The organism is Lacticaseibacillus rhamnosus, from assembly GCF_900636965.1.
In the GTDB taxonomy this organism is placed as follows: Bacteria; Bacillota; Bacilli; order Lactobacillales; family Lactobacillaceae; genus Lacticaseibacillus; species Lacticaseibacillus rhamnosus.
Genome location: NZ_LR134331.1, coordinates 156,971 through 177,473 on the forward strand (window position 1 = coordinate 156,971; position 20,503 = coordinate 177,473).

The 20,503-nt window shown below is 46.8% G+C and carries 21 protein-coding genes and 1 pseudogene; 13 read left to right on the forward strand and 9 right to left on the reverse strand.

The window, feature by feature from the left end:
- Positions 1–223 precede the first annotated feature (223 nt).
- From EL173_RS00725 to EL173_RS15370, 6 genes and pseudogenes are all read left to right on the forward strand, one after another.
- Positions 224–1,345, forward strand: a complete 1,122-nt coding sequence (locus tag EL173_RS00725; RefSeq protein ID WP_005690209.1) for a helix-turn-helix domain-containing protein — start codon at positions 224–226, stop codon at positions 1,343–1,345.
- A 48-nt stretch (positions 1,346–1,393) separates the two neighbouring features.
- Positions 1,394–1,609 (forward strand): PLDc N-terminal domain-containing protein, encoded by a 216-nt coding sequence (locus EL173_RS00730; protein ID WP_005690207.1) that lies wholly within the window; start codon positions 1,394–1,396, stop codon positions 1,607–1,609.
- A complete protein-coding gene (locus tag EL173_RS00735; protein ID WP_005690205.1) occupies positions 1,606–2,535 on the forward strand; it encodes an ABC transporter ATP-binding protein in 930 nt (309 codons plus the stop codon). The genes EL173_RS00730 and EL173_RS00735 overlap by 4 nt, the downstream gene beginning before the upstream one ends.
- On the forward strand, positions 2,532–3,293 hold the full coding sequence (locus tag EL173_RS00740; protein ID WP_005690203.1) for an ABC transporter permease: 762 nt from the start codon (positions 2,532–2,534) through the stop codon (positions 3,291–3,293). The genes EL173_RS00735 and EL173_RS00740 overlap by 4 nt, the downstream gene beginning before the upstream one ends.
- A 284-nt stretch (positions 3,294–3,577) precedes the next feature.
- A complete protein-coding gene (gene nrdD, locus EL173_RS00745) occupies positions 3,578–5,761 on the forward strand; it encodes an anaerobic ribonucleoside-triphosphate reductase (protein ID WP_005690201.1) in 2,184 nt (727 codons plus the stop codon).
- A 182-nt stretch (positions 5,762–5,943) separates the two neighbouring features.
- A pseudogene (locus tag EL173_RS15370) lies at positions 5,944–6,640 on the forward strand (hypothetical protein).
- Positions 6,641–6,653: 13 nt separating this feature from the next.
- On the opposite strand, the gene EL173_RS00755 reads toward EL173_RS15370, so the two are convergent.
- From EL173_RS00755 to EL173_RS00775, 3 genes are all read right to left on the reverse strand, one after another.
- Positions 6,654–7,262, reverse strand: coding sequence for a helix-turn-helix transcriptional regulator (locus EL173_RS00755; RefSeq protein WP_014571028.1), 609 nt, complete (start codon positions 7,260–7,262; stop codon positions 6,654–6,656).
- Positions 7,263–7,872: 610 nt separating this feature from the next.
- On the reverse strand, positions 7,873–8,853 hold the full coding sequence (locus tag EL173_RS00770) for a phosphatase PAP2 family protein (protein ID WP_014571029.1): 981 nt from the start codon (positions 8,851–8,853) through the stop codon (positions 7,873–7,875).
- Between the two features lie 100 nt (positions 8,854–8,953).
- On the reverse strand, positions 8,954–10,030 hold the full coding sequence (locus EL173_RS00775; protein ID WP_005690190.1) for a S66 family peptidase: 1,077 nt from the start codon (positions 10,028–10,030) through the stop codon (positions 8,954–8,956).
- A 257-nt stretch (positions 10,031–10,287) separates the two neighbouring features.
- Between EL173_RS00775 and EL173_RS00780 the strand changes: the two genes are divergently transcribed.
- Complete coding sequence (locus tag EL173_RS00780) at positions 10,288–10,539, forward strand: hypothetical protein (RefSeq protein WP_005690188.1); 252 nt, start codon at positions 10,288–10,290, stop codon at positions 10,537–10,539.
- A gap of 129 nt (positions 10,540–10,668) precedes the next feature.
- Here EL173_RS00780 and EL173_RS00785 read toward each other — a convergent pair whose 3' ends face one another.
- Positions 10,669–11,751 (reverse strand): D-alanine--D-alanine ligase family protein, encoded by a 1,083-nt coding sequence (locus EL173_RS00785; protein ID WP_005690186.1) that lies wholly within the window; start codon positions 11,749–11,751, stop codon positions 10,669–10,671.
- A 289-nt stretch (positions 11,752–12,040) separates the two neighbouring features.
- Here EL173_RS00785 and EL173_RS00790 point away from each other — a divergent pair, with 289 nt between their 5' ends.
- Positions 12,041–12,307 carry a hypothetical protein gene (locus EL173_RS00790; protein ID WP_005690184.1) on the forward strand — a complete coding sequence of 89 codons (267 nt, stop codon included), beginning with the start codon at positions 12,041–12,043 and terminating at the stop codon, positions 12,305–12,307.
- Positions 12,308–12,736: 429 nt separating this feature from the next.
- Here EL173_RS00790 and EL173_RS00795 read toward each other — a convergent pair whose 3' ends face one another.
- The 5 genes from EL173_RS00795 to EL173_RS00815 form a co-directional block, all read right to left on the reverse strand.
- On the reverse strand, positions 12,737–13,381 hold the full coding sequence (locus tag EL173_RS00795) for a hypothetical protein (RefSeq protein WP_014571031.1): 645 nt from the start codon (positions 13,379–13,381) through the stop codon (positions 12,737–12,739).
- A gap of 17 nt (positions 13,382–13,398) precedes the next feature.
- Positions 13,399–14,820: a DHA2 family efflux MFS transporter permease subunit gene (locus tag EL173_RS00800; protein ID WP_005690182.1), complete on the reverse strand. Its 1,422-nt coding sequence runs from the start codon at positions 14,818–14,820 to the stop codon at positions 13,399–13,401.
- Positions 14,821–14,883: 63 nt separating this feature from the next.
- Positions 14,884–15,390 (reverse strand): hypothetical protein, encoded by a 507-nt coding sequence (locus tag EL173_RS00805; protein WP_005710980.1) that lies wholly within the window; start codon positions 15,388–15,390, stop codon positions 14,884–14,886.
- A 126-nt stretch (positions 15,391–15,516) separates the two neighbouring features.
- Positions 15,517–16,584: a HAMP domain-containing sensor histidine kinase gene (locus EL173_RS00810; protein ID WP_005690180.1), complete on the reverse strand. Its 1,068-nt coding sequence runs from the start codon at positions 16,582–16,584 to the stop codon at positions 15,517–15,519.
- A complete protein-coding gene (locus tag EL173_RS00815) occupies positions 16,581–17,255 on the reverse strand; it encodes a response regulator transcription factor (RefSeq protein WP_005687407.1) in 675 nt (224 codons plus the stop codon). The genes EL173_RS00810 and EL173_RS00815 overlap by 4 nt, the downstream gene beginning before the upstream one ends.
- 203 nt (positions 17,256–17,458) lie before the next feature.
- Between EL173_RS00815 and EL173_RS00820 the strand changes: the two genes are divergently transcribed.
- The 5 genes from EL173_RS00820 to EL173_RS00840 all read left to right on the forward strand — a co-directional run bounded on the left by EL173_RS00820 (position 17,459) and on the right by EL173_RS00840 (position 20,500).
- On the forward strand, positions 17,459–17,950 hold the full coding sequence (locus EL173_RS00820; protein ID WP_014571032.1) for a methylated-DNA--[protein]-cysteine S-methyltransferase: 492 nt from the start codon (positions 17,459–17,461) through the stop codon (positions 17,948–17,950).
- 105 nt (positions 17,951–18,055) lie between these two features.
- Positions 18,056–19,057, forward strand: a complete 1,002-nt coding sequence (locus EL173_RS00825) for a D-2-hydroxyisocaproate dehydrogenase (RefSeq protein WP_005690176.1) — start codon at positions 18,056–18,058, stop codon at positions 19,055–19,057.
- A gap of 281 nt (positions 19,058–19,338) precedes the next feature.
- Entirely contained in the window at positions 19,339–19,653 is a 315-nt protein-coding gene (locus tag EL173_RS00830) for a PTS sugar transporter subunit IIB (RefSeq protein ID WP_005690175.1), read from the forward strand.
- A 9-nt stretch (positions 19,654–19,662) separates the two neighbouring features.
- On the forward strand, positions 19,663–19,986 hold the full coding sequence (locus tag EL173_RS00835; RefSeq protein ID WP_005690173.1) for a PTS lactose/cellobiose transporter subunit IIA: 324 nt from the start codon (positions 19,663–19,665) through the stop codon (positions 19,984–19,986).
- A 79-nt stretch (positions 19,987–20,065) separates the two neighbouring features.
- Complete coding sequence (locus EL173_RS00840; protein ID WP_154244013.1) at positions 20,066–20,500, forward strand: PTS cellobiose transporter subunit IIC; 435 nt, start codon at positions 20,066–20,068, stop codon at positions 20,498–20,500.
- The last annotated feature ends 3 nt before the right edge of the window (positions 20,501–20,503 follow it).

Sequence of the window (20,503 nt, forward strand, 5' to 3'; positions counted from 1 at the left end):
GTGGACAGTTCACCCTTTGTCGCGCCAGGAAATGAGTAAATGACTTTGTATATATGCGTTACATTAACGCTTATATACAAAGTCATTTTTGCGCATAAACAAGATATTGAGAATCATTGTATCGCAGCAGTTGATTTTGATACCCGTAAGTTTACCCAAGCTCGATATACATAACCCAATGCGACCATTACAATTATTATAGAAACAGAAAAGAGGAAGCCGAATGGAAATTAATGTCGGTGCTGTCATCAGTGCCTTTCGGAAGCAAAAGGGCGTGACACAAGAGGCGTTGGCTGATTTTGTCGGGGTCTCCAAAGCCTCGGTATCAAAGTGGGAGACTGGCCAAAGTTACCCTGACATTACGCTGCTGCCAATTCTTGCTGCTTATTTTGATGTTAGCATCGATCAATTGATGGCATATGATGCTCAATTGCAGCCAAGTGAAATCAGGCGTATTTATACGTCACTGAAGCAGGCATTTGAAACTCAGCCGCCTGCTCGGGTGTTGACGTCCATTCGTAATTTAATTCGTCGTTATTATTCGTGTTATCCGTTCCTTTTGCAAATGGGGCTGCTGCTGTTGAATAACTATGACTTGTTACCTGGTGAATCACAAACAGCCAAAATGAAAACTTATGTGACTGAAGCACAGCAATTATTCGTCCGTGTGCACCAAAACAGTGGCGATCTGCGGTTGACTGCTAAAGCCGTTGAGTTGGAAGGTTATAGCCTGCTATTACTCAAACGGCCTGATGAGGTATTGGCGTTGTTGGGCGAATATGTCCCTGAACAATTACCGGCAGATAGTTTAATTGCCGGAGCGTTTCAACAAAAAGGCGATTTGAAACGGGCCATTGCGACGAGTCAGAGTGGGTTGATGCAGGACTTGAGTATCATGATGAGTCAGCTGACGAATTATATGACGTTGCTTGGTGACGATCCCCAGAGGTTGAAGAAAACGTATCAGCGCGGCCAAGCCATTGCCGCGGCGTTTGATTTGGTGCACCTGAATACGGCGGTTTGGGCGAACTTTCAGCTGGCTGCGTTAACGAGCTTTGCCCAGCAAGTGCAAGCAGACAATGCCGAAGCAGTATTACGCCGCTTTGTGCGGGCTCTGATGACAGGCGAGTTAACCTGGACACTGCATGGCGATGCGTATTTTGATGCTATTGACCCCTGGCTGAATCAGTTGGACTTAGGCCCGCAAATGCCGCGAGCTACGAGTCATGCTAAGCAACAAGTGATTACTTTTATCTTGGAAAGTCCAACACTGGCAGCTTTACGACAGCGGCCTGGGATTCGACCTTTGCTACGGGAATTAGAACAACTTAAGACACAAAAATAACGCGTTTATCGAAGCCATTTTCGGTGGACACATCATGGAGGATTTAGAATGCAAACAAATTGGGCGTTTTTTGGTACGTATTGGCCGTTTTTAGTCCCGTTAATCATTTTGGAGTTTGGCTTAATGATTACGGCCGTGGTTCATGTGTTGAGACATCCGCATTATCGGATCGGCAACCGTACACTATGGCTGGTGATTGTGATCTTCATTCAGATCATTGGGCCCATTGCTTATTTTGTCTTTGGACGGGAGGATCAGTCGTGACCATTTTGACATTGCAGCATGTTAGCAAGCGTTTCGGAAGCAAACAGGTGCTTAAGGATCTTAATCTAACCTTACCGACTGGGTCTATTTACGGCTTTGTCGGTGAAAATGGTGCAGGCAAAACGACCACGATGAAGCTCATTTTAGGCTTGGTGCGCGCGGATCAGGGGAAGATTGAAGTCGCAGGCAAACCAGTTCGTTTTGGTGACACGACAACCAATAGCGTCACTGGTTATTTACCGGATGTGCCCGCATTTTATCCTTATATGACGGCGCCGGAGTATTTACGCTTATGCGGTGAACTGACCGGGTTGCGCGGGGCGGTGTTAACTAAGCGTGTGTCTTCGATGTTGGATCGGGTAAGTTTGGCGGGTGTTAAGCAGCGGGTTGGCGGTTTTTCACGGGGGATGCGGCAGCGGCTGGGTATTGCGCAGGCGCTGCTCAATACACCACAGTTGCTGATTTGTGATGAGCCGACTAGCGCCCTTGATCCGCAAGGGCGCACGGAATTTCTAGCGCTACTGGCAAGTTTGCGCGGACAGACAACGATCTTATTTTCCACGCATATTTTAAGCGATGTGGAACGTATTTGTGATCACGTCGGCATTTTGCATCAAGGGCGGCTACAAGTGAGTGCCTCGCTGGCCGACTTAAAAAAACAATACGCCAAACCTCAATTGCAGTTAACGTTTGAAACGCCATCGCGAGCACAACAAGCAGCGGCTTTGTTAGCATCGCAGCAACATGACGGTTACGTAAAACAGGTGAGGACAAGTGGATCTGAGGTAACAGTTGCTTACTCGGAAAGTTACGCTGCAACGGCTGATCGGGTTTTGACGGCGTTGTTGACCGCGCAACTAGTACCCAGCAGCTTTAGACGGCGGGAAGCGAATCTTGAGCAGGTTTTCATGGAGGTGATCAAATGACTGCCGCGATGGTTTTTACCAAGAAGGAACTGATCGAAAGTTGGCGCACGCACCGCTTTTTGATTTTGACGGTTGTCTTTCTGATTTTCGGCATTCTAAGCCCGTTGATGGCAAAATTGTTGCCGGAGTTATTAAAAAGTGGACTAGGTGGCGTGAAGGTGACCGTACCGACGCCGACTTCCTTAGATTCCTGGACCCAGTATTATAAGAACCTCACGCAGATGGGCATTTATGTCTTTGCACTGATGCTGGGCGGCTGTGTCAGTCAGGAGATTCAACAAGGGACGCTTATCAATCTGGTGACAAAAGGATTGCCCCGCTGGTCGGTGATTGTTGCCAAATCCGTGGTTGGCCTATTGCAGTGGCTTTGGTGTATCGGCCTTGCATTTGCGGTGACCTGGGCTTATACCGCTTATTATTTCCCCGATACACACAGCCCCCATGTGTTATTAGCAGTACTGCCACTGGTAATCTTCGGGTTTTTCTTTTTGAGTCTCATTGTGTTCGGTTCGACGCTGGCAACTAATCAGTACGGTGGCCTGTTGTTCACGGTGATCATCGTGGCGTTGCTGTACGTGGCCCAGATGATTAAAAAAGGACACAATCTGAATCCGATCAGTTTGATCAGCGACAACATGAAAATTCTGGTAGATGCAGCTGATTTTGCTAAACTCTGGCCTGCAATGGTGGTGGCCTTGGTGATCGGCGGTGGCTTATTTTTCGCCGCAATCAAGGTCTTGAATCTAAAGCGACTTTAAAAAAGGACAAGCTGCTTAGTGAAGAAGTGTTTTCTCGGTAAGCAGCTATTTTTATGGCTAAGGAATGAATGGCTAACATGCGCGGAGGTTATAACTCGCTGCTAAAATGGTGTTATTTTAAAAACAAATCGCAAACAATCAAATGATGTAAAACCACTATATAGTGTATGCTTATTTTAACAAACCACAAAATTTGGTAGATATTCCGTTACTTTTGCTTCTGAATCTTGTATACTAAATACATTGTTACAAGTTTTGCAAGTAAGGGTACAGGAGGACTAGCCATGATCGAATTTTATACACAAATCAAGAAACGGGATGGGCGGATCGTTGATTTTGATGCGACCAAGATCAGCACCGCGATAACCAAAGCGGCAGAAAGTGTGGCGAAACTGTCACCGCGCGATGTGTTAACCATTGACCACTTGACGGATACGGTTACGGCTAAGATTCGCGATCGGTATCATGATGATGTTGAGATTGCCGAAATTCAAACGGTTGTCGAGCAGACACTCATTGCCGCCGAAAAGTACGACTGGGCAGAAGCCTACACGCAATATCGGCTGAAGCGTGATTTAGCGCGCAAACAGAAGCAAGACGTTAATTACAATGTTGCGCGACTGGTCAATCGCGATAAGAGCGTCGTCAACGAGAATGCTAACAAGGATAGTCGGGTGTTCTCGACCCAACGTGATTTGACAGCCGGTGCGGTGGCTAAAGCGATTGGCTTGAAAATGTTGCCGCCAGCCGTTGCCAATGCGCATTTGCGTGGCGACATTCATTGGCATGATCTTGACTATACCCCGTTCATGGCGGAAACCAACTGTTGCCTGATTGATTTTGACTATATGTTGAATCACGGCTTCTCCATTGGGAACGCCGAGGTTGAGCCGGCCCACTCGATTCAGGTGGCGGTGACCCAGATGACACAAATCATTGCCAACGTGGCCTCCAGTCAATATGGTGGCTGTTCCAGTGACCGGACAGATCAGGTGCTAGCGCCGTTTGCCGAGAAAAATTACCAGAAGCATTTGCGTGAATTCGGCGATGTGATTGATGATCCCACCACCCTCAAAGCGTTGGCAGTGAAGCAGACTAAGAAGGATATTTATGATGCCTTGCAAACGCTGGAATATCAGGTTAACACCCTTTATTCAACGCAAGGACAGACCCCGTTTGTGACCGTGGGCTTTGGTCTTGGCACTAGCTGGATTGAACGTGAAATTCAAAAGGATATTTTGAAAATCCGAATTCTGGGTCTGGGCAAGGAACGCCGGACAGCGATTTTCCCGAAACTTGTCTTCACGTTAAAACGCGGCTTGAACCTTAATTCGGAAGACCCGAACTACGACATCAAACAGTTGGCGATTGAGTGCGCCACCAAGCGGATGTATCCTGATGTGGTTTCCTATGACACAATCAAGCGGCTGACTGGCTCTTTCAAAGCGCCGATGGGTTGTCGCAGTTTCCTGCAAGGCTGGACTGATCCGAAAACAGGTAAGGAAGTCAATGCCGGGCGCATGAATCTCGGCGTTATTACGGTTAACCTACCGCGGATTGCTATGGAGTCCAAAGGCGATAAAGATAAGTTTTGGAAGATTTTTGAAGAACGGATGCGCATCTGCAAGGAAGGTTTGCTTTACAAGATTGAACGAACCAAACAAGCCACGCCGGAAAGTGCCCCGATTCTTTACAAGTATGGTGCATTTGGCCACCGCTTAGCCGATACCGATAGCATTGACGATCTTTTCAAAAATGGTCGCGCCACCGTATCACTTGGCTACATCGGTCTGTATGAGGTCGGAACGGTTTTCTATGGCTCCGCATGGGAGAAGAATCCTGATGCCAAGGCCTTTTCCGTTTCGATTGTGAAGGCGCTGGATGATCATTGCAAGGCCTGGGAGAAACAATACGGCTATCACTTCTCGGTTTACGGCACTCCAAGCGAATCACTGACTGACACCTTCTGCCGCGAAGACACTAAGAAGTTCGGCATCGTCAAGGACATCACCGACAAGGAATACTACACCAACAGTTTCCACTATGACGTCCGCAAGTCACCCACACCATTTGAAAAGCTCGACTTTGAAAAGGACTATCCGCAATACAGTGCCGGTGGCTTCATCCACTATTGCGAATACCCGAACCTGAAGCAAAATCCTAAGGCACTGGAAGCGGTGTGGGACTATGCATACGATAAAATCGGTTATCTTGGCACCAACACCCCGATTGATCAATGCTTCAAATGCGGTTTTAAAGGCGAGTTCACAGCGACAGCCAAGGGATATGAATGCCCGGAATGCGGCAACCACGACCCGGCTACCTGCGATGTCGTCAAGCGGCTCTGCGGTTACCTTGGAAATCCCAACAAGCGGCCAATGGTCCACGGACGGCAGGAAGAAATCATCCACCGCAAGAAACATATTACGTTCAGCCTGAATCAGGTGGCCAATCGCCGCGATAAGTAGGGTTGATCAAAGTGGCATGGAAAAAGATAATAGGAGCGATCGTCTGGAGATCAGACGGTCGTTTTTGTTTTCTAGAGACTGAATATAAATAGTAATCGGAGACTTTTCATTCCGCCCATTCGCGTGTAGAATCCAAGGCAAGTTCTTGCTGACGGTTAGGCTAGCGTGATTGGAGGTGTGCCATGATAGCTGGTGTATTTACTGTTAAACAATGGCAAACAGCGGAGCAATGGAATAACGGGTGGCTGATTGTTGCGATTATTGTCATTTTATTCATTATCTTCTGCCTCCTACTCGTTTCTTTTTATGTACCCAATCCCTGGAAGCGGCGGATTATCGTACCTGCTATCCTTATTTGCATGAGTTTGACGGTTTACAGCTGGTTGCGAAAGGGACAATGCGGCTAATTACCAATTTAATCAATGGGCCGCAAAAATCACACCGCAGATCCGCACTAAGAAAGCGGCTCTATTTACTTATGTCTCCGTCCCGGAAAGTGAAGTTAAAGGGTATCGGGCATTAAATGATTACCCGGCGCTTACAAGCTTACCCATGTATACGCGTCACCGAGTTATAGCATCAGTGGTCTATCTTGGGCGTGATGACAATGCGCGCTACTTTAAGTTAGACGGCTTAGTTTATCGTTATTCCGGACCAATACAGATCGGCGAACAGGCGGCTTTAAGCGGTTATCGTTTTCGGTTAAAGGATCGCGGCTATACTCAAATGGGATTCATAAATCCATCCAAGAATTTTACAGCCGCTCTAGTGATCCCGCGAAATCGGATTGAGCAGCATTACCATCCGTCTAAGGAGGTCGTCGTGACACTCGAGAAGATGGATGGTGAATGGACGACGGAAAAGGTCTACCGAAAGTGAAAAGTTTGCGCAGTCATTTTGCAGGCTGGCGTTTTGGCCAGATGGGCTTTGTTAGGATAAGCAAGCCTGCGCCGGCGATGATGATCAAGATTAATTGAAGGTCTATGCCGTTAAACCAGACGAGGACGAGTCCTGTTAGTAAATTGAGCAATCCTAGTGCAGAGAAACCGACACCCATGAAACGGCGACTTCTAACAGACCAGTCGGCAAAAATATCCACCGATTTTGGCGTTATCGCATAGCTGAAACTAAATTGGACAGCAACGAATACCCACCATATGAGCTCTGCAAGCCATCGCGGGAAAAAGCCAAACATAGTCGTTGCCGCCATACCAGCCATCATGGCATCAGCAGTTGTCAAAACAGCCATAACGAGCTGATGTCGGCTCACTTTACTATCCTTAATAAGTTTTTCGTTTAACTCAGAATCGTCGAGGATCAGGGTATCAAGCGACACCGAAAAGATCCGGGCAATTTGAGTCACTGTTTCTAAGTCCGGTAAGTTGCGTTCATTTTCCCAGTTAGATACCGTGTGCCGCGAAACGTGTAATTGTTGTGCCAAGTCAGCTTGCGTCATGCTGTGTGCGATGCGAATCTGCTGAAGCTGTTTTGAAAAGTTCAAGATAACCACCTCGCTTGGTTTGATTGTGGCAGAGGAGGTCAGAAACAGCAAGGCAAGGAGAAGATCCGCAGCGCGCGTTATTCGAGACAGGACTATTACCCGGGGAATTTTGCATTCGGTGGCTGGTGAAAACCGATGACCAAAGCAAAAAATTAAAATAAATGGCGATTTGTTAGCAGTTTCTGTTCTTGCACTAATCACCATAATGTTTGACAAGTAAATCATCATGCTTGTGATCACCGCACATTTCATGCTATACTCCATTCGGTGCCAAACCACGGTGAGTTCGTAACGATCGGCGCGTATGCGTTCAGAAGGTCGAAGCGGCTCGCCATTTTTTTATGAGCGCGAGCCGGCGCGGTTAGAAGTCGGAGTGTAAGGACCTCAGGCGTGATGGCCGGGCTTTGGCAATTGCGCCTGAGGTCCTTACACGCAGACTTCTGCGCCGGGGAGCGCGTTATAGAACGCAAAGGCAAACAAAGCTCCCAAATAGAACGCATTCCAGTCTCCACCCACAATGTCACAACACCAAAAAACCGCAGCCATCTCAAAAACGGCTGCGGTTAAACATATCACTAAGTTTCACCCACCGACGCTGATAAAGTAAACTTCAAGCGGCCGGCTCTGTATCAAGCTTCTTTGATTTTGAACGCATTGTCAACGCTTCCCAGTCAACCAATGGCAATTGCGCCACCGCACCCAGAATCAAGATCATTGACCAGGTGAGAATCAGACTCATGGTCACATCACCGGTGAAATGCGCGAGAATCCGGACCCGCGTATAAGCCATCAAAGCACCGTAAGCGAAAGTGAGCCAGAAGACTAACCGTTGACGCTTCGGCTGGTCACGATCAACGAACCAAGTCAACGTGAGGATGGTCGCCGCGGTTTGGGTATGGCCGGACGGAAAACTCATGTGACCGTTAGCACCATTTGGCTGGAACCAGCTGGTGAAGTGAGCCGGGTTACCATTTAATTCGTAAGGGCGGAAACGACCCCAGAAGGTTTTCATGGCGTTCACAATTTGGTCGGACATGATGCAAACCAAAGTGGCAACTACCGCCACTTTTAATAAGTAATGAAGCTGTTCGTCGCTTTTACGTGAAAGCCAGTATTGACTGCCAGCAAACACAGCAACGTAGAGCACTAGGAACAAGATGACGCTTAGCCCACCCGGAAGAGCCAGCTTGCTGCCATCAGAATTGGCCATTCCCATTGGCTTGCCGGCGTTGATGTCGTTGATTGAAGTGATCACCATCGTCATCGCGTATTTCAGATAACCAGCCCACAGTTCCCAGCCGGCATAGATGACACTACCGATCACCATCAAGCCGCGAATGTACCATGCGAGTTGCGATGATCGCAGCGCATAGTGACAAACAACATTACAACTCAACATAATAATCAGTGGCGCAGTCCAGAGGCCAACGTCTTGAAAAAGGGTGGCAAACGGATCGTTCATGTTACCGATCGTTTGAGAAATCTGCCAATCAAAGCCAGCAGCTGCAGCCAACAATAAAAGTAAGATACCAGCAACAATCAGAAAAATATGTTTGCGGATCGGAGCGTTTAATTTTTGCGTTTGGTCCATATCTTTTCCCTCCCATGTACTTTGAAAATAGCACATAGTTTACAGAAAATGGCCGGATTTACGGTACCTGTACGTAACATTTAAGCTGCCGATACGAAATTTACAGAGGGTTGCTAAAGTAAGGCTCGTCAACGGTTAGCTGGCGGTGATCAAAGTCGATGGTTGCCTGCAAACCATATGGCAAAAGGGTGCGGGGATAAGCGTGGCCGAAGTTTAAGTTGTAGAGAATGGGCGTTTGATAAGGTTGCGTGACATCCAAGAGCACCTGCTGATAATCCGCAAAATAGGTTTCGTTTTGAGGCTTACCCACTAAGATGGCCTTCACTTGTTGCAAGACACCGTGATCAGCCAGATGCCCTAGGTACTCACGATAGGTGGCAGGTGAAATTTTATCTTCTGAAGTCTCGATGAAGAGAATCTTGTCAGTCCAATCTTGCGGGAAGAGGTGATACTTTTTGGCAACTTGCGGCTCATCGTCGTAACGCACCGGGTAGAGCAAGTCGTGAAGGCTATCCAAACAGCCGCCTAGCAATGTTCCGGTAACCTGACCATGCCCACGCAGCGCTAAATAGCCATGCTGCTCCGGATGCGCTTTCCGCGGCACCCCTAATTGATCCGCGGAAAAGTCGATCCGCTCTTCGTACCAAGTTGGACTGGAAGTGATGGCAGTCGTTGCCGGATTCTCGAAATAGTGCCGGAAGCTGGCAGCAGTATATGGCAATAAGTGCGTATCCAGCTCAGCCAAGTCGTTCAAGAAGTTCGGTCCGTAAAAAGTGGTCATGCCTAGCTGATAAAACATGAGATGGTCAATGGTGGTGTCGGAAAAGCCGGTAAAAATTTTAGGCTGGGTTTGAACAGACTTGATAAATGTCGGATCGTCAAGTAGGTAAGGAACAATGCGGTAAGTATCATCGCCACCGATGGCACAAATGATGCCCTTAATGTCGGGATCGGTCATCGCTGTTTTTAAATCTGCGGCTCTGGCTTCCGGGTGTGCGTTTAAATAATCGCGTCCGCGTAAAGCATTTGGCATAAACCGAGGTGTCAGCCCCATATCCTCCAAACGCTTAATGCCAAGTTTTCGTTGATGGGCAGCAAACGCCTCGCCAAGTGTGCCGGCACTGAGACTGACAATAGCGACTTGATCATGCGGTTTTAAAGTCTGTGGTTTTTTCAAGGGTATCCCTACTTTCTAGTGTGAAAAATTGATTTTCGTGGATAGCTTTCTTTTTAGTGTATCGTTTAAACTAACCTTTGTCTTGTATCATTTTTTGAAAGCTTGCCGTGCTTCTGACCGATGCCGATATTCAAACTGTGAACCAGTTGCTTGTTTTCCAAGCCGGTAAGCTGGTACGATCGAATAGAGGATTGAATGAACTGATTTTAAAAAAGTAAATTGACCATTTTTGCCAGGATTTAATGGAGGATTGAGCCATGTACACCATTCAAACTGCTGCAACCATTGCCGGCCGCGGTACTGTAATTACGATTGCTCCGCCGATTGAGCGCATTCGAGCCGGTGATCCCGTTCGGCTGAATGGCGCAACAGTCGGCAAGGTGTGTGCGCTTGAAAAGGCCCGCCATCCGCATCATAGTAACAATCAGCCGTGCCTGAGCCTACTGATTACGGAACCGGTGGAGGTCGGCGATACCATTGAGTTCCCTAAGTCACAATGTTGGCATTAGGCATCATATTTCTTTTATGTGGGTAACGGATCTTCGTGCCATAACCGCCCTGACCACACACCTACATAGAAAAAGCGTTGCAATTGTCAGATGAAAGCTGACAGTCGCAACGCTTTTCGTTTACTTGTTCTAGTGATTGGCTGTGGTCATAATGCCGGCTTCCGTCATGCCTTCTGCGTAAAGTTTCAGTTTACCGTTGATAATGTCCATAACGAGATCGCCATATTCTACGCCATCTGCTTCGGCTTCCTGTGGTAAGAGCGAAAGTGGTGTCATGCCAGGCAGGTTGTTGGCTTCGATCACCCAGACGCCCTTATCGTTGGCAAAGAAGTCAATCCGCCCATAGTTTTGCAATCCCAAAACGTCCATGGTTTGTAACGAGACATCCTTCATTGCTTGATGAACTGATTCATCCAGATTCTTAGGCGGCGTGATGAAGTCGGTGTAGCCCGCTTGGAATTTGTGCTTGAAGTCGTACCAACCGGAATGCACTTTAATCTCAATGGCAGAAAACGCCCGGCCATTGACAACGCCTAAAGAAAATTCGCGGCCAGGGGTGAATTCTTCGACAATCGCGCTGTTATCGAACCGGAAAACATCTGCAATGCCATTTTCCAGTTCCTCTTGATTGTGCGCAATGTGCGTGCCAACACTAGAGCCGCCTGATGTAGGCTTAACGACAACCGGAAAGTCAAACGGTACCGTATGTTTACCATTTTGATTGCGTTTGAATTCTTTGAACGCCGCAGTCTGGATGCCGTGGTATAACATAACTTCTTTGCTGAAGACCTTGTTCATGGTAATGCCGGAAGCCAGCGGACCGGAACCGGTATATTTGACGTTGTTCAGATCCAACGTTGCCTGAACCTTACCATTTTCGCCATCACCACCATGCAGTGCCAAGAACACAATATCTGCAGCCTTGCAGATCGCCAAAACGTTAGGACCAAACAGTTGCGTGCTGCCGTCTGTCCGTAACTTGTTGATGTCGGCGTCAGTCAGAATGGCATCTGAAATTTTCAGATCCTTACTGGTGTTGGCATCGTCAAACACTTGGTCAACCGTTTTTCCCTCAAGGTCGTAGCCAAGAAACAGGTCAATGAAGGTGGCCTGTTGCCCTTTTTGTCGCAAGGCGTTCGTGATCCGGTAGCCGCTGGAAATCGACACATTGCGTTCCGTGCTCCGGCCGCCTGCTAAAACGACAATTTTCATGTGATAGTACCTCCGCGTATTATCCGAGTTTGATAGAAACTAAAGTGTAGCACAATCAAGGCGCAACCGCTATCAGGACGCGTTGAATTGTAGCAAAAATTAACATCCGTGGCTAATACGGTTAGGCGCTGATATTTACCAAATTTGAGCGAGTCGGACCAGCTGCCATCCAAAGTTTCAAATTAACATCATAGCAACATTTCATTAGCAACTTATAAACAATGGCTTGGCATATTTAGTGATAACCAATGAGAAATGGAGGTGAACGACTATCGCCACTGGATTGAATATGATGATCGGGATTGTAGGGGGGATTGTTGTCGCAATAGTCGCTAATCGCATTAACAGGCCAGCGACGAAAACCCGCGGCATCGTCACGAACACGCTTGGCATCACTTTTGGCGCTTTAGGTGCTCAGGCTGCTGATCAGTTGCTGTATGAAGGTCCGCAGTTGTTTGGTAGCCAAATTGTACCGGCAATTGTTGGGGGTATTGTGCTTGCGTTTGTTGTGATTTATGCAGGCAAGAAATGGTTTCGTCTAGGTTCCACCAATTAAGGGAGACATTCAGAATGAAGCAAAGAAGACGCGTGGTCACGATGCTGTTGACGGGACTTTTTACCATAATAGCCGCCGTGATCTTCGAAGCTGGCATGTGGGTTTCAATGTATTGGTGTATGAAGTTGTTCTAAATACTTAATAATCCCGGCAGATCGTTGGGTAGTTGTCGCCGTTTGAGATAGAAAGAGGTTTTTGTTGTGAAAAAAAGAGCGAATAGTCTTCAGTCTAAACACATTGTTGGTGGGCTAGTTGCGTTAGGTAGTCTGCTTGTAGCAATCCTATTTCCTGCTTTCAAGAGATAAACTGCAACCCTGAACCAAACAAATAACCAAACTAAAACAGGTATTGGCGATGCATTGCGCAACCGTCAATACCTGTTTATTTGTATGCTTTACGGTTAAGTGATACCCAGCATGATTGTGATAATCAATCATGCGTTTGATCAGTGAATCTGGTACTGATCAATGCTCCCAAACCGATCAAAACCAGTAAGCTGCCAACGCCCATTCCGAAAATGCCGGTTACCTGATTCGCCATTTCCTGTTGAGCTGACAACAACGCATATTGCGTCAAGACAATGGCCATGGCGCCATCTGCCAGATTAAATGTTTTTAGGAAAAATAACGCGCCATGGTGAAGCCGCCGGACTCGTAAGAAGCCGATGATTGCCATGGTAAGCTTGTAAAAGCCAATGGTTGCAACTGTAATGGCGGTTATTTTACCAAACCGTGCCTGATAGCCATCGTGATACATGATGAATGCACAGATCGTAAAGGCCAGTCCTAAAACAACATAAGCGAGGCCAGCGGTTTGAACAAATACCTTGGTTTCAGGTAGCTCATCATATTGACGAGATCGCGAATAGTGGTGTAGAAAACTTGAGCGAGCAAGCGATAAGATGAGGTAATAGCCGCCAAACAATAATAGCCATAAAGAACCGGTGACCAGACCCAATCCCAACTTGACGAGTGCAAGAATAAAATTAATACCCGCAGCCAAAGTTCCCATGAGTGCGGTTCGATCCGCCGGGGTACTGGCATGACGATGAAACAACCGGCGTAATCGCTGCATGGTAACCCTCCAATTAACTAATGTTTTTGGTCTTCAGCGACAACCACTTCTGGCGTTTTAGAAGATTTAACACTTTTTAGAATGATGATCAGCATCAAGACGACGATGATCGACATACTAATAAAAGTAGCATTCACGCCACCAACCGATGCCACCACAGTTTGCTGTGCTGCACCGCGATTGGCGATAAACGACATTAACGCTACGCTAACCGATGTCCCGACTGCTCCAGCAACGGTTCGTAAGGTGGTCAAAACGGCAGATGCCGAGGCAATAGCTTTGCCGGTTAGCTGGGTGACACTCCAGGTGACCAGTGGCATCATTAAGCAGGATAAGCCGATACTTCGCATGGCCCATACAACGGTCAGATAGATGATTGAAGTTGAAGTCGTCAAAAAGCTGGTGCCGAGACTGCTAATTAGGACTAGCAGAACGCCGATAATTGCAAGCGGGCGGATGCCGTAACGATCGTATAATCGGCCGGTGATCGGGCTCATAATTGCCATGGCAAGCGAACCGGGCATCATGATCAGGCCAGACATGGTGGCGGAGAGGTGATGGACGGTTTGTGCGTAGATGGGAAAAACTGTGGAAACCGCCATGAGAACGGCATACATTAACGCGCTTAGAATCACTGCAGTCCGGAAGACCGGATCTTTAAAGACGTGTAAATCAAGTAATGGTTGATCAACATGCAAGGCACGGTAGATAAATGCCATCCCGGCCACAACTGCTATCGCTAGCGGCGCGGCAATTGCCAAACTCAGAAACGGTGCGGTACCAAGATTACCGAAGCCAACGGTAATACCGGTAAAGGCGATACTGATGAGCAAGAAAGACTGCCAGTCAAATTGCAGCTTTTCGGTCGGCAAGACATCTTTGATAACGATTAAAGCAAAAATAATATCCGCTACGGCAACGATGACGCCGACCCAGAATATGACCCGCCAGCTCATGTAATCGATTAAGAGGCCGGTAATCGTCGGCGCAATAATCGGGGCGGCACTGGCAGCCAAGCCGTAAATGCCCATAATGCCACCTTGTTTCGAAACGGGGAAAATAGTTAAAATGACGACTTGCGTTAACGACAGCAGGATACCGGTTCCGAGTGATTGAATAATTCGGCCTGCCAATAAAATGGCAAAAGTTGGTGCAAGTGCAGCCAGCAGTGAACCGCCAGCAAACAAGAGCATGCTGGCGATGAACAAGGCCTTGGTCGGAATTCTTTTGATCAGAAATGCCGTTGCAGGAATCATAATCCCCATGGCCAAGGAAAAGCCGCTGGTGAGCCACTGGCCGGCGTTAGCAGTTACGCCGAAAGTCTTGATGATATCGGGTAATGCGGTTGTCAGCGCAGTTTGCAGTAAAGACGAAATCAGGGTACCTGTCAATAATACAGCAAAAATCAAATTTCGGTTCTTGGGTGCAGATTGTTTCATTCTTTTTAGCCTCTAATCTGAATATTAGTGTGACGATCAAAAAGGAATCTGGAGGGCGCATTATTAGTTCAGCAGTAAAAAAGCGGCCTTGCTTGTCTCGGCAATGGCATCAAATTGTTGATCAATCAGAGGATCAATTCTTGCCGAACGGCGGGCCTGCCACCAGCGGTAAGCAAAATAGGCACTTCCCCAGGCAAGAAAACCGGGAATAGCTAACATAACCGATAGCAAAATCAATGCGGCCTCCCAGGCAAAAACCGAGCCAGCCATGAATACTGTGCCAACGATGCCGATCAACAGGCTCAGTGAGGTTGCACTTGATTGTTTCGATTTTTCCAAGCGCACAACATGAGCCATTTGTTGTTCAAATTGCTTCTGTAGCCGATTAAGTTCGCTTTTGTGGGTAATGGAGCGATCGCGCTTGAATGCTAAAGTGACACCGTGCAGTCCTTCTTTTGACTCCTGTAATTGCCAGCCGAAGTTTGCATAACCGTCTACATAGGTGGCTTGCATACTGGGAGAAACCGTCTGGGTCAAATATTCATAGGCGATAAAACTGTTTTTTTGCATAAAGAGAAACCCTCCATATCTTGTTATAGGCGTTTGCCAAGCCGATTTCGGGTGGCTAACGACTGCTCATGGTTTAAGCATACGGAGGGCGTGTTTTTGAATTATTCATGAAATGTTGCTGAATTGTTAATTTTCACTTTGCGGAAGAGATACGGTGAAGGTAGTACCTTGGTGAGGGTTACTTTGGACACTGATTTTTGCATTAAGCAAGCGAATAACCTGCGCCACAATGGCGAGCCCAAGGCCATTTCCTGCACTTGCATGTGATGTATCGCCTTGGTAAAACTTGTCGAAAATATGTGCCTGCGTATTTTCGTCAATTCCCTGACCATCGTCGTGAATATGGACACGTAGCGTGGTATCGTCAGCTTTTGCGAGAATCGACAGGTGACCACGTGGCGGTGCGAATTTAATTGCATTGCCGATGAGATTGTGCCAAACGATCTCGAGGAGTTGGGGATTACTGATAATTGGCAGTGAGTCGGGTAAATCAATTGTTAGATGTAACTGTTTAGCATCAATCGCATTGGCATCATCCAGTAAGCAGCGCGTCAGTTGCGCACTGAGATCGAATTTTTGGTAATCAGGTGCCGTGACTTGGGTTTGTAGTTTGTTAAGCTTTAGAATATTCGTGACAAGCGTTGCTAAATGGGCGACCGAGTCACTAATGGTGGTCAAATAAAGTTGCTGTGTTTTCCGGTCAAGCCCTGACTGTTGTAATGCTTGGGCATAACCTTGAATATTTGCCAACGGTCGTTTGAACTCATGTGACACATTGGCAACAAAGTCACTACGCAGGGTTTCGGTGGAGCCCAGTTCGGCGACCATAATATTGAAGTTAGCAAACATCGCGTCTAGGTAGTCGTAATTCTGGGGTGCATGAACCGGTTGTAAATAAACATCAAAGTTACCATTTGCTACTTGTTCAGCGGCATCGCTCAAAGCTTTAAGTGGCTTGTCAAAAGCGCGGTATTTCTGCCAGGCGGTGAATGCGGAGAAGCCGGCAGCGACCAACGCCCAGTAAAGCAGATACCAGCCTAATAACGGGGTCAACACTAGATGCCAATTATTACCATAAAGTATTCCCGGTAAGGCTGCTAGAATGCTCAAGGTAAAGAAGGAGCCAAAGAATTGAAACCATGAAAAGTGTTGCTTTACTTGTGGTTGAACGGCTTGCTCATTTACTGATTTCATAAGGTTAACACCGCCTTGTAACCTAATCCATGAATGGTCTTGATCGTAAAGCCATCTGCTGCTTTGAATTTCTCGCGTAGTTTTGTAATGTATACATCTACCGCGCGCATGCTGGTATCACTGGCAAGGTCCCAGAACTCGTTGATAAGTTCGGCTCGGGAAAAAGCGTGATCAGGATATGAAAGCAATTTATAAAGGATCTGGAATTCCCGAACTGTGACATCAACCGTTTGATGATTGACTTGTGCAGTAATCGCCTCGTTGTTGAGAGTGAGATTGCCAACGATCAACAAGTTGTCGGCCGTAATTTTTGCGCGGCGTAACAAAGCTTTGATTCGTAATAGCAATTCATTGAAGTTAATCGGCTTAACCATATAATCATCAATGCCGCTATTAAAACCCTTTTCTTTGGACGCAATATCATCTCGCGCCGTTATGAAGAGGATGGGGATGCTTGGATCGGTTCGGCGCAGTTCTTGTGCAAATTGATAACCGTCTACCTGAGGCATCATGATGTCTGATAAGACGAGATCGAATTGTTCGGATTGCAGTAAATCATAGGCTGCCGGTGGATTTTCGGCACCTTGAACAGTGTAACCATTCTGCCGTAAGATGGTTGCAATCAGGTCGTTAAAGTTGCGGTCATCTTCAACCACTAGGATTTTGACCAAAGTAAGTCTCTCCTTTTTGGTACGTGTAAGTCGGGTTTTACGCTGCGGGTCGATGGGTCGTTGTTTGCTGAACAGTATACTGATCCCAGACATATTTGTCATGGCTTAGCGATTAGGTGGATAGGCTGGCATCACTGATAGCAACGAGATTCGCGATAATATTTTTTCTGAGTGGGCGATTTTTTAGTGGAAAGGATTTTTCTATGCAATATACATGGCTAAACATGCCTGAGCACAATTACTTGATTGTGGTCGATCAAGGTAAGCTTGCTTTTGTCGGATCGCCGGATGCCAAACTAAGCGAAGCAACGCGTTATATCAAAGGGCCACTGGTATTTGATCGCGAGGAGATGTTGCCTTTTCGCAATGCAATTTATGATTATTTAAGCGGTGACAGTCGAGAGATCGCGGTGCCGTTAGTCTTTCATGGCACAAAACTGCAAGTGGCGGTATGGCGTTATTTGATGACAATTCCATATGGTGAAACCCGAACTTACAAACAAGTTGCCGTAGCAGTTGATCGGCCACGTGCTTTTCAGGCAATCGGCAATGCGGTCGGGCGGAATCCATTAATGATGGCGATTCCCTGTCACCGCGTATTACGCACAGATGGCGGACTAGGCGGGTTTCGCGGTGGCTTAACGTTGAAACGCAAATTGTTAGCTTTGGAACAAGGGCAGCATCCAACCTTTTAATCAGCAGTAAGTTTTTCAAAAGGTAGCGGTTAAACGTTCTATTTTACGAGCATAATCTTGTATACTGATGAATGGACAAATCGAAATCAAGGAGATATTGAGAATATGAAGATTATTGCATATGGTGCACGCGTGGATGAGATCCAATATTTCAAACAGTGGGCTAAGGAAACCGGCAACACGCTGGAATATCATACGGAATTTCTTGATGAGCATACCGTTGAATGGGCAAAGGGATTTGACGGCATTAACTCACTACAAACGACGCCATACGCAGCTGGTGTGTTTGAAAAAATGCACGAATATGGCATCAAGTTTCTCACCATCCGCAATGTCGGAACCGACAATATCGATATGACGGCGATGAAAAAATACGGCATTCGCTTAAGTAATGTTCCGGCGTATTCACCGGCTGCCATTGCTGAATTTGCGCTAACCGATACGTTATATCTACTTCGCAACATGGGAAAGGTTCAAGCACAGCTACATGCAGGCGACTACGAAAAAGCCAGCACCTTCATCGGCAAAGAACTTGGTCAGCAAACAGTCGGCGTGATGGGGACCGGACACATTGGCCGCGTTGCCATCAAGCTCTTCAAAGGTTTTGGTGCCAAAGTGATTGCTTACGATCCATATCCGATGAAAGGCGATCATCCGGACTTTGAATATGTCAGCTTGGAAGAACTATTCAAACAAAGTGACATCATTGATCTTCACGTTCCGGGCATTAAACAAAATACCCACATTATCAACGAGGCCGCGTTTGATCTTATGAAGCCAGGCGCGATCGTAATTAACACCGCGCGGCCGAACCTGATTGATACCCAGGCGATGCTCAGCAACCTGAAGTCCGGTAAACTGGCCGGCGTCGGAATCGATACGTACGAATACGAAACCGAAGATCTGTTGAACCTCGCCAAACACGGTAGCTTCAAGGATCCGTTATGGGATGAACTGCTCGCGATGCCAAATGTTGTTCTCAGCCCGCATATTGCGTACTACACAGAAACCGCCGTGCACAACATGGTTTACTTCTCACTGCAGAATTTAGTCGACTTTTTGACAAAGGGAGAGACGAATACTGAAGTGACAGCACCGGCGAAATAATTTAATCTGCAAAAATAAGTAGCAGGCGCTCTGTTTTTCGGGGCGCTTTTTTTATGTGCAAAAATTCATTCTATGACTAACTTGTCCTAAATTTACGTAGGATCTTAGCGTGGCGCTAAGAGGGGAAAATCAATTTACAAAGAAACCGTTTACAACATCTGGATAATCTGCTAATATAAAGTCGTTCGAATGAATAGTCGTTCGAATGAATATTTAATCTGACGCGCGTCTACAGTTGGAATGTAACCCTTTATTCGAAATGCAAAGTGAGGTAATTTTTTATGGCTAAGAAGACAATCATGCTTGTTTGTGCTGCTGGTATGTCAACCAGTATGTTAGTTAAAAAGATGGAGGATGCGGCTGCCAAAGAAGGTGTTGACGCAAAAATTTTCGCAACGTCAACAGCTGATGCCCACGACAAATTAGATTCCGAAAATCCGGATGTGTTAATGCTCGGTCCACAAGTGCGGTATTTAGAGGGCGAGTTCAAGAAGGACCTGAGTATTCCGGTCGAAGTTATTAACATGCAGGATTACGGGTTGATGAAGGGTGATAAAGTCCTTAAAGCGGCGCTCGATTTAATCGACAAAAAGTAGGAGGCTCTCATGGACGAAAAACAACAGTTGATGGTGATGCAACTGATCATGGCTGGCGGTAATGTAAAGGGATCGGCATTTGAGGCAATTAAAGCCGCAAAAGTTGGTGACTTTAAGACAGCGGACACCAAACTAAAAGAAGCAGACAAATTCTTGGCCGATGCGCACAATGCACAAACCGGGATGTTGACAGATGAGGCACAAGGCCATCATCAACCCGTTTCGTTACTAATGGTACACGGGCAAGACCATGTGATGAATGCCATCACTTTTCGCGATTTGGCAGGCGAAGTCGTTGATCTTTACCGGAAGATTTCACAGGAGTCGAATTAATTAAGGGAGTGTGAAAGTCGTGCCAAAACCGAGCGAGTCGAAGTATGACAAAGGCCGCCAAGAGCTGAGTCTAACCAGTATGTTTTTTAATCGCTATCTATTGATTCGATATACGACCGCGGCTTTCTTTTTTGCTAATTTATACTGGTTCTTTTTGAGCTTTAGTGCTGTAGGACTTGCAAAGTGGTGGCCTTTCACTTTGATCCTCACGACCGCAGCGGTTGCAGTTGAACAAGTTAGTAAATACTGGCGCCGGGATAATAAGCTACCGGTAACTAAAGTCGGATATGCAGGACAACTTCTGAGTAACTTTTTGGCACTGGTTGTCATTGTGACCGGTCATGGGGCAAGCATTTTCCCGTTTTTCGGGCAAAAAGGAATTTCGCTGATCACCACAGTTTTATTAATTGGTCTGGGTATTTGTTTTTATATTTTGGCTCGGGTTCATTTAATCGAAACAAATCGTGATCGCTATTTAAAGCGAATACGTCAATTTGCCCAAAGTCTTCAATAAGTT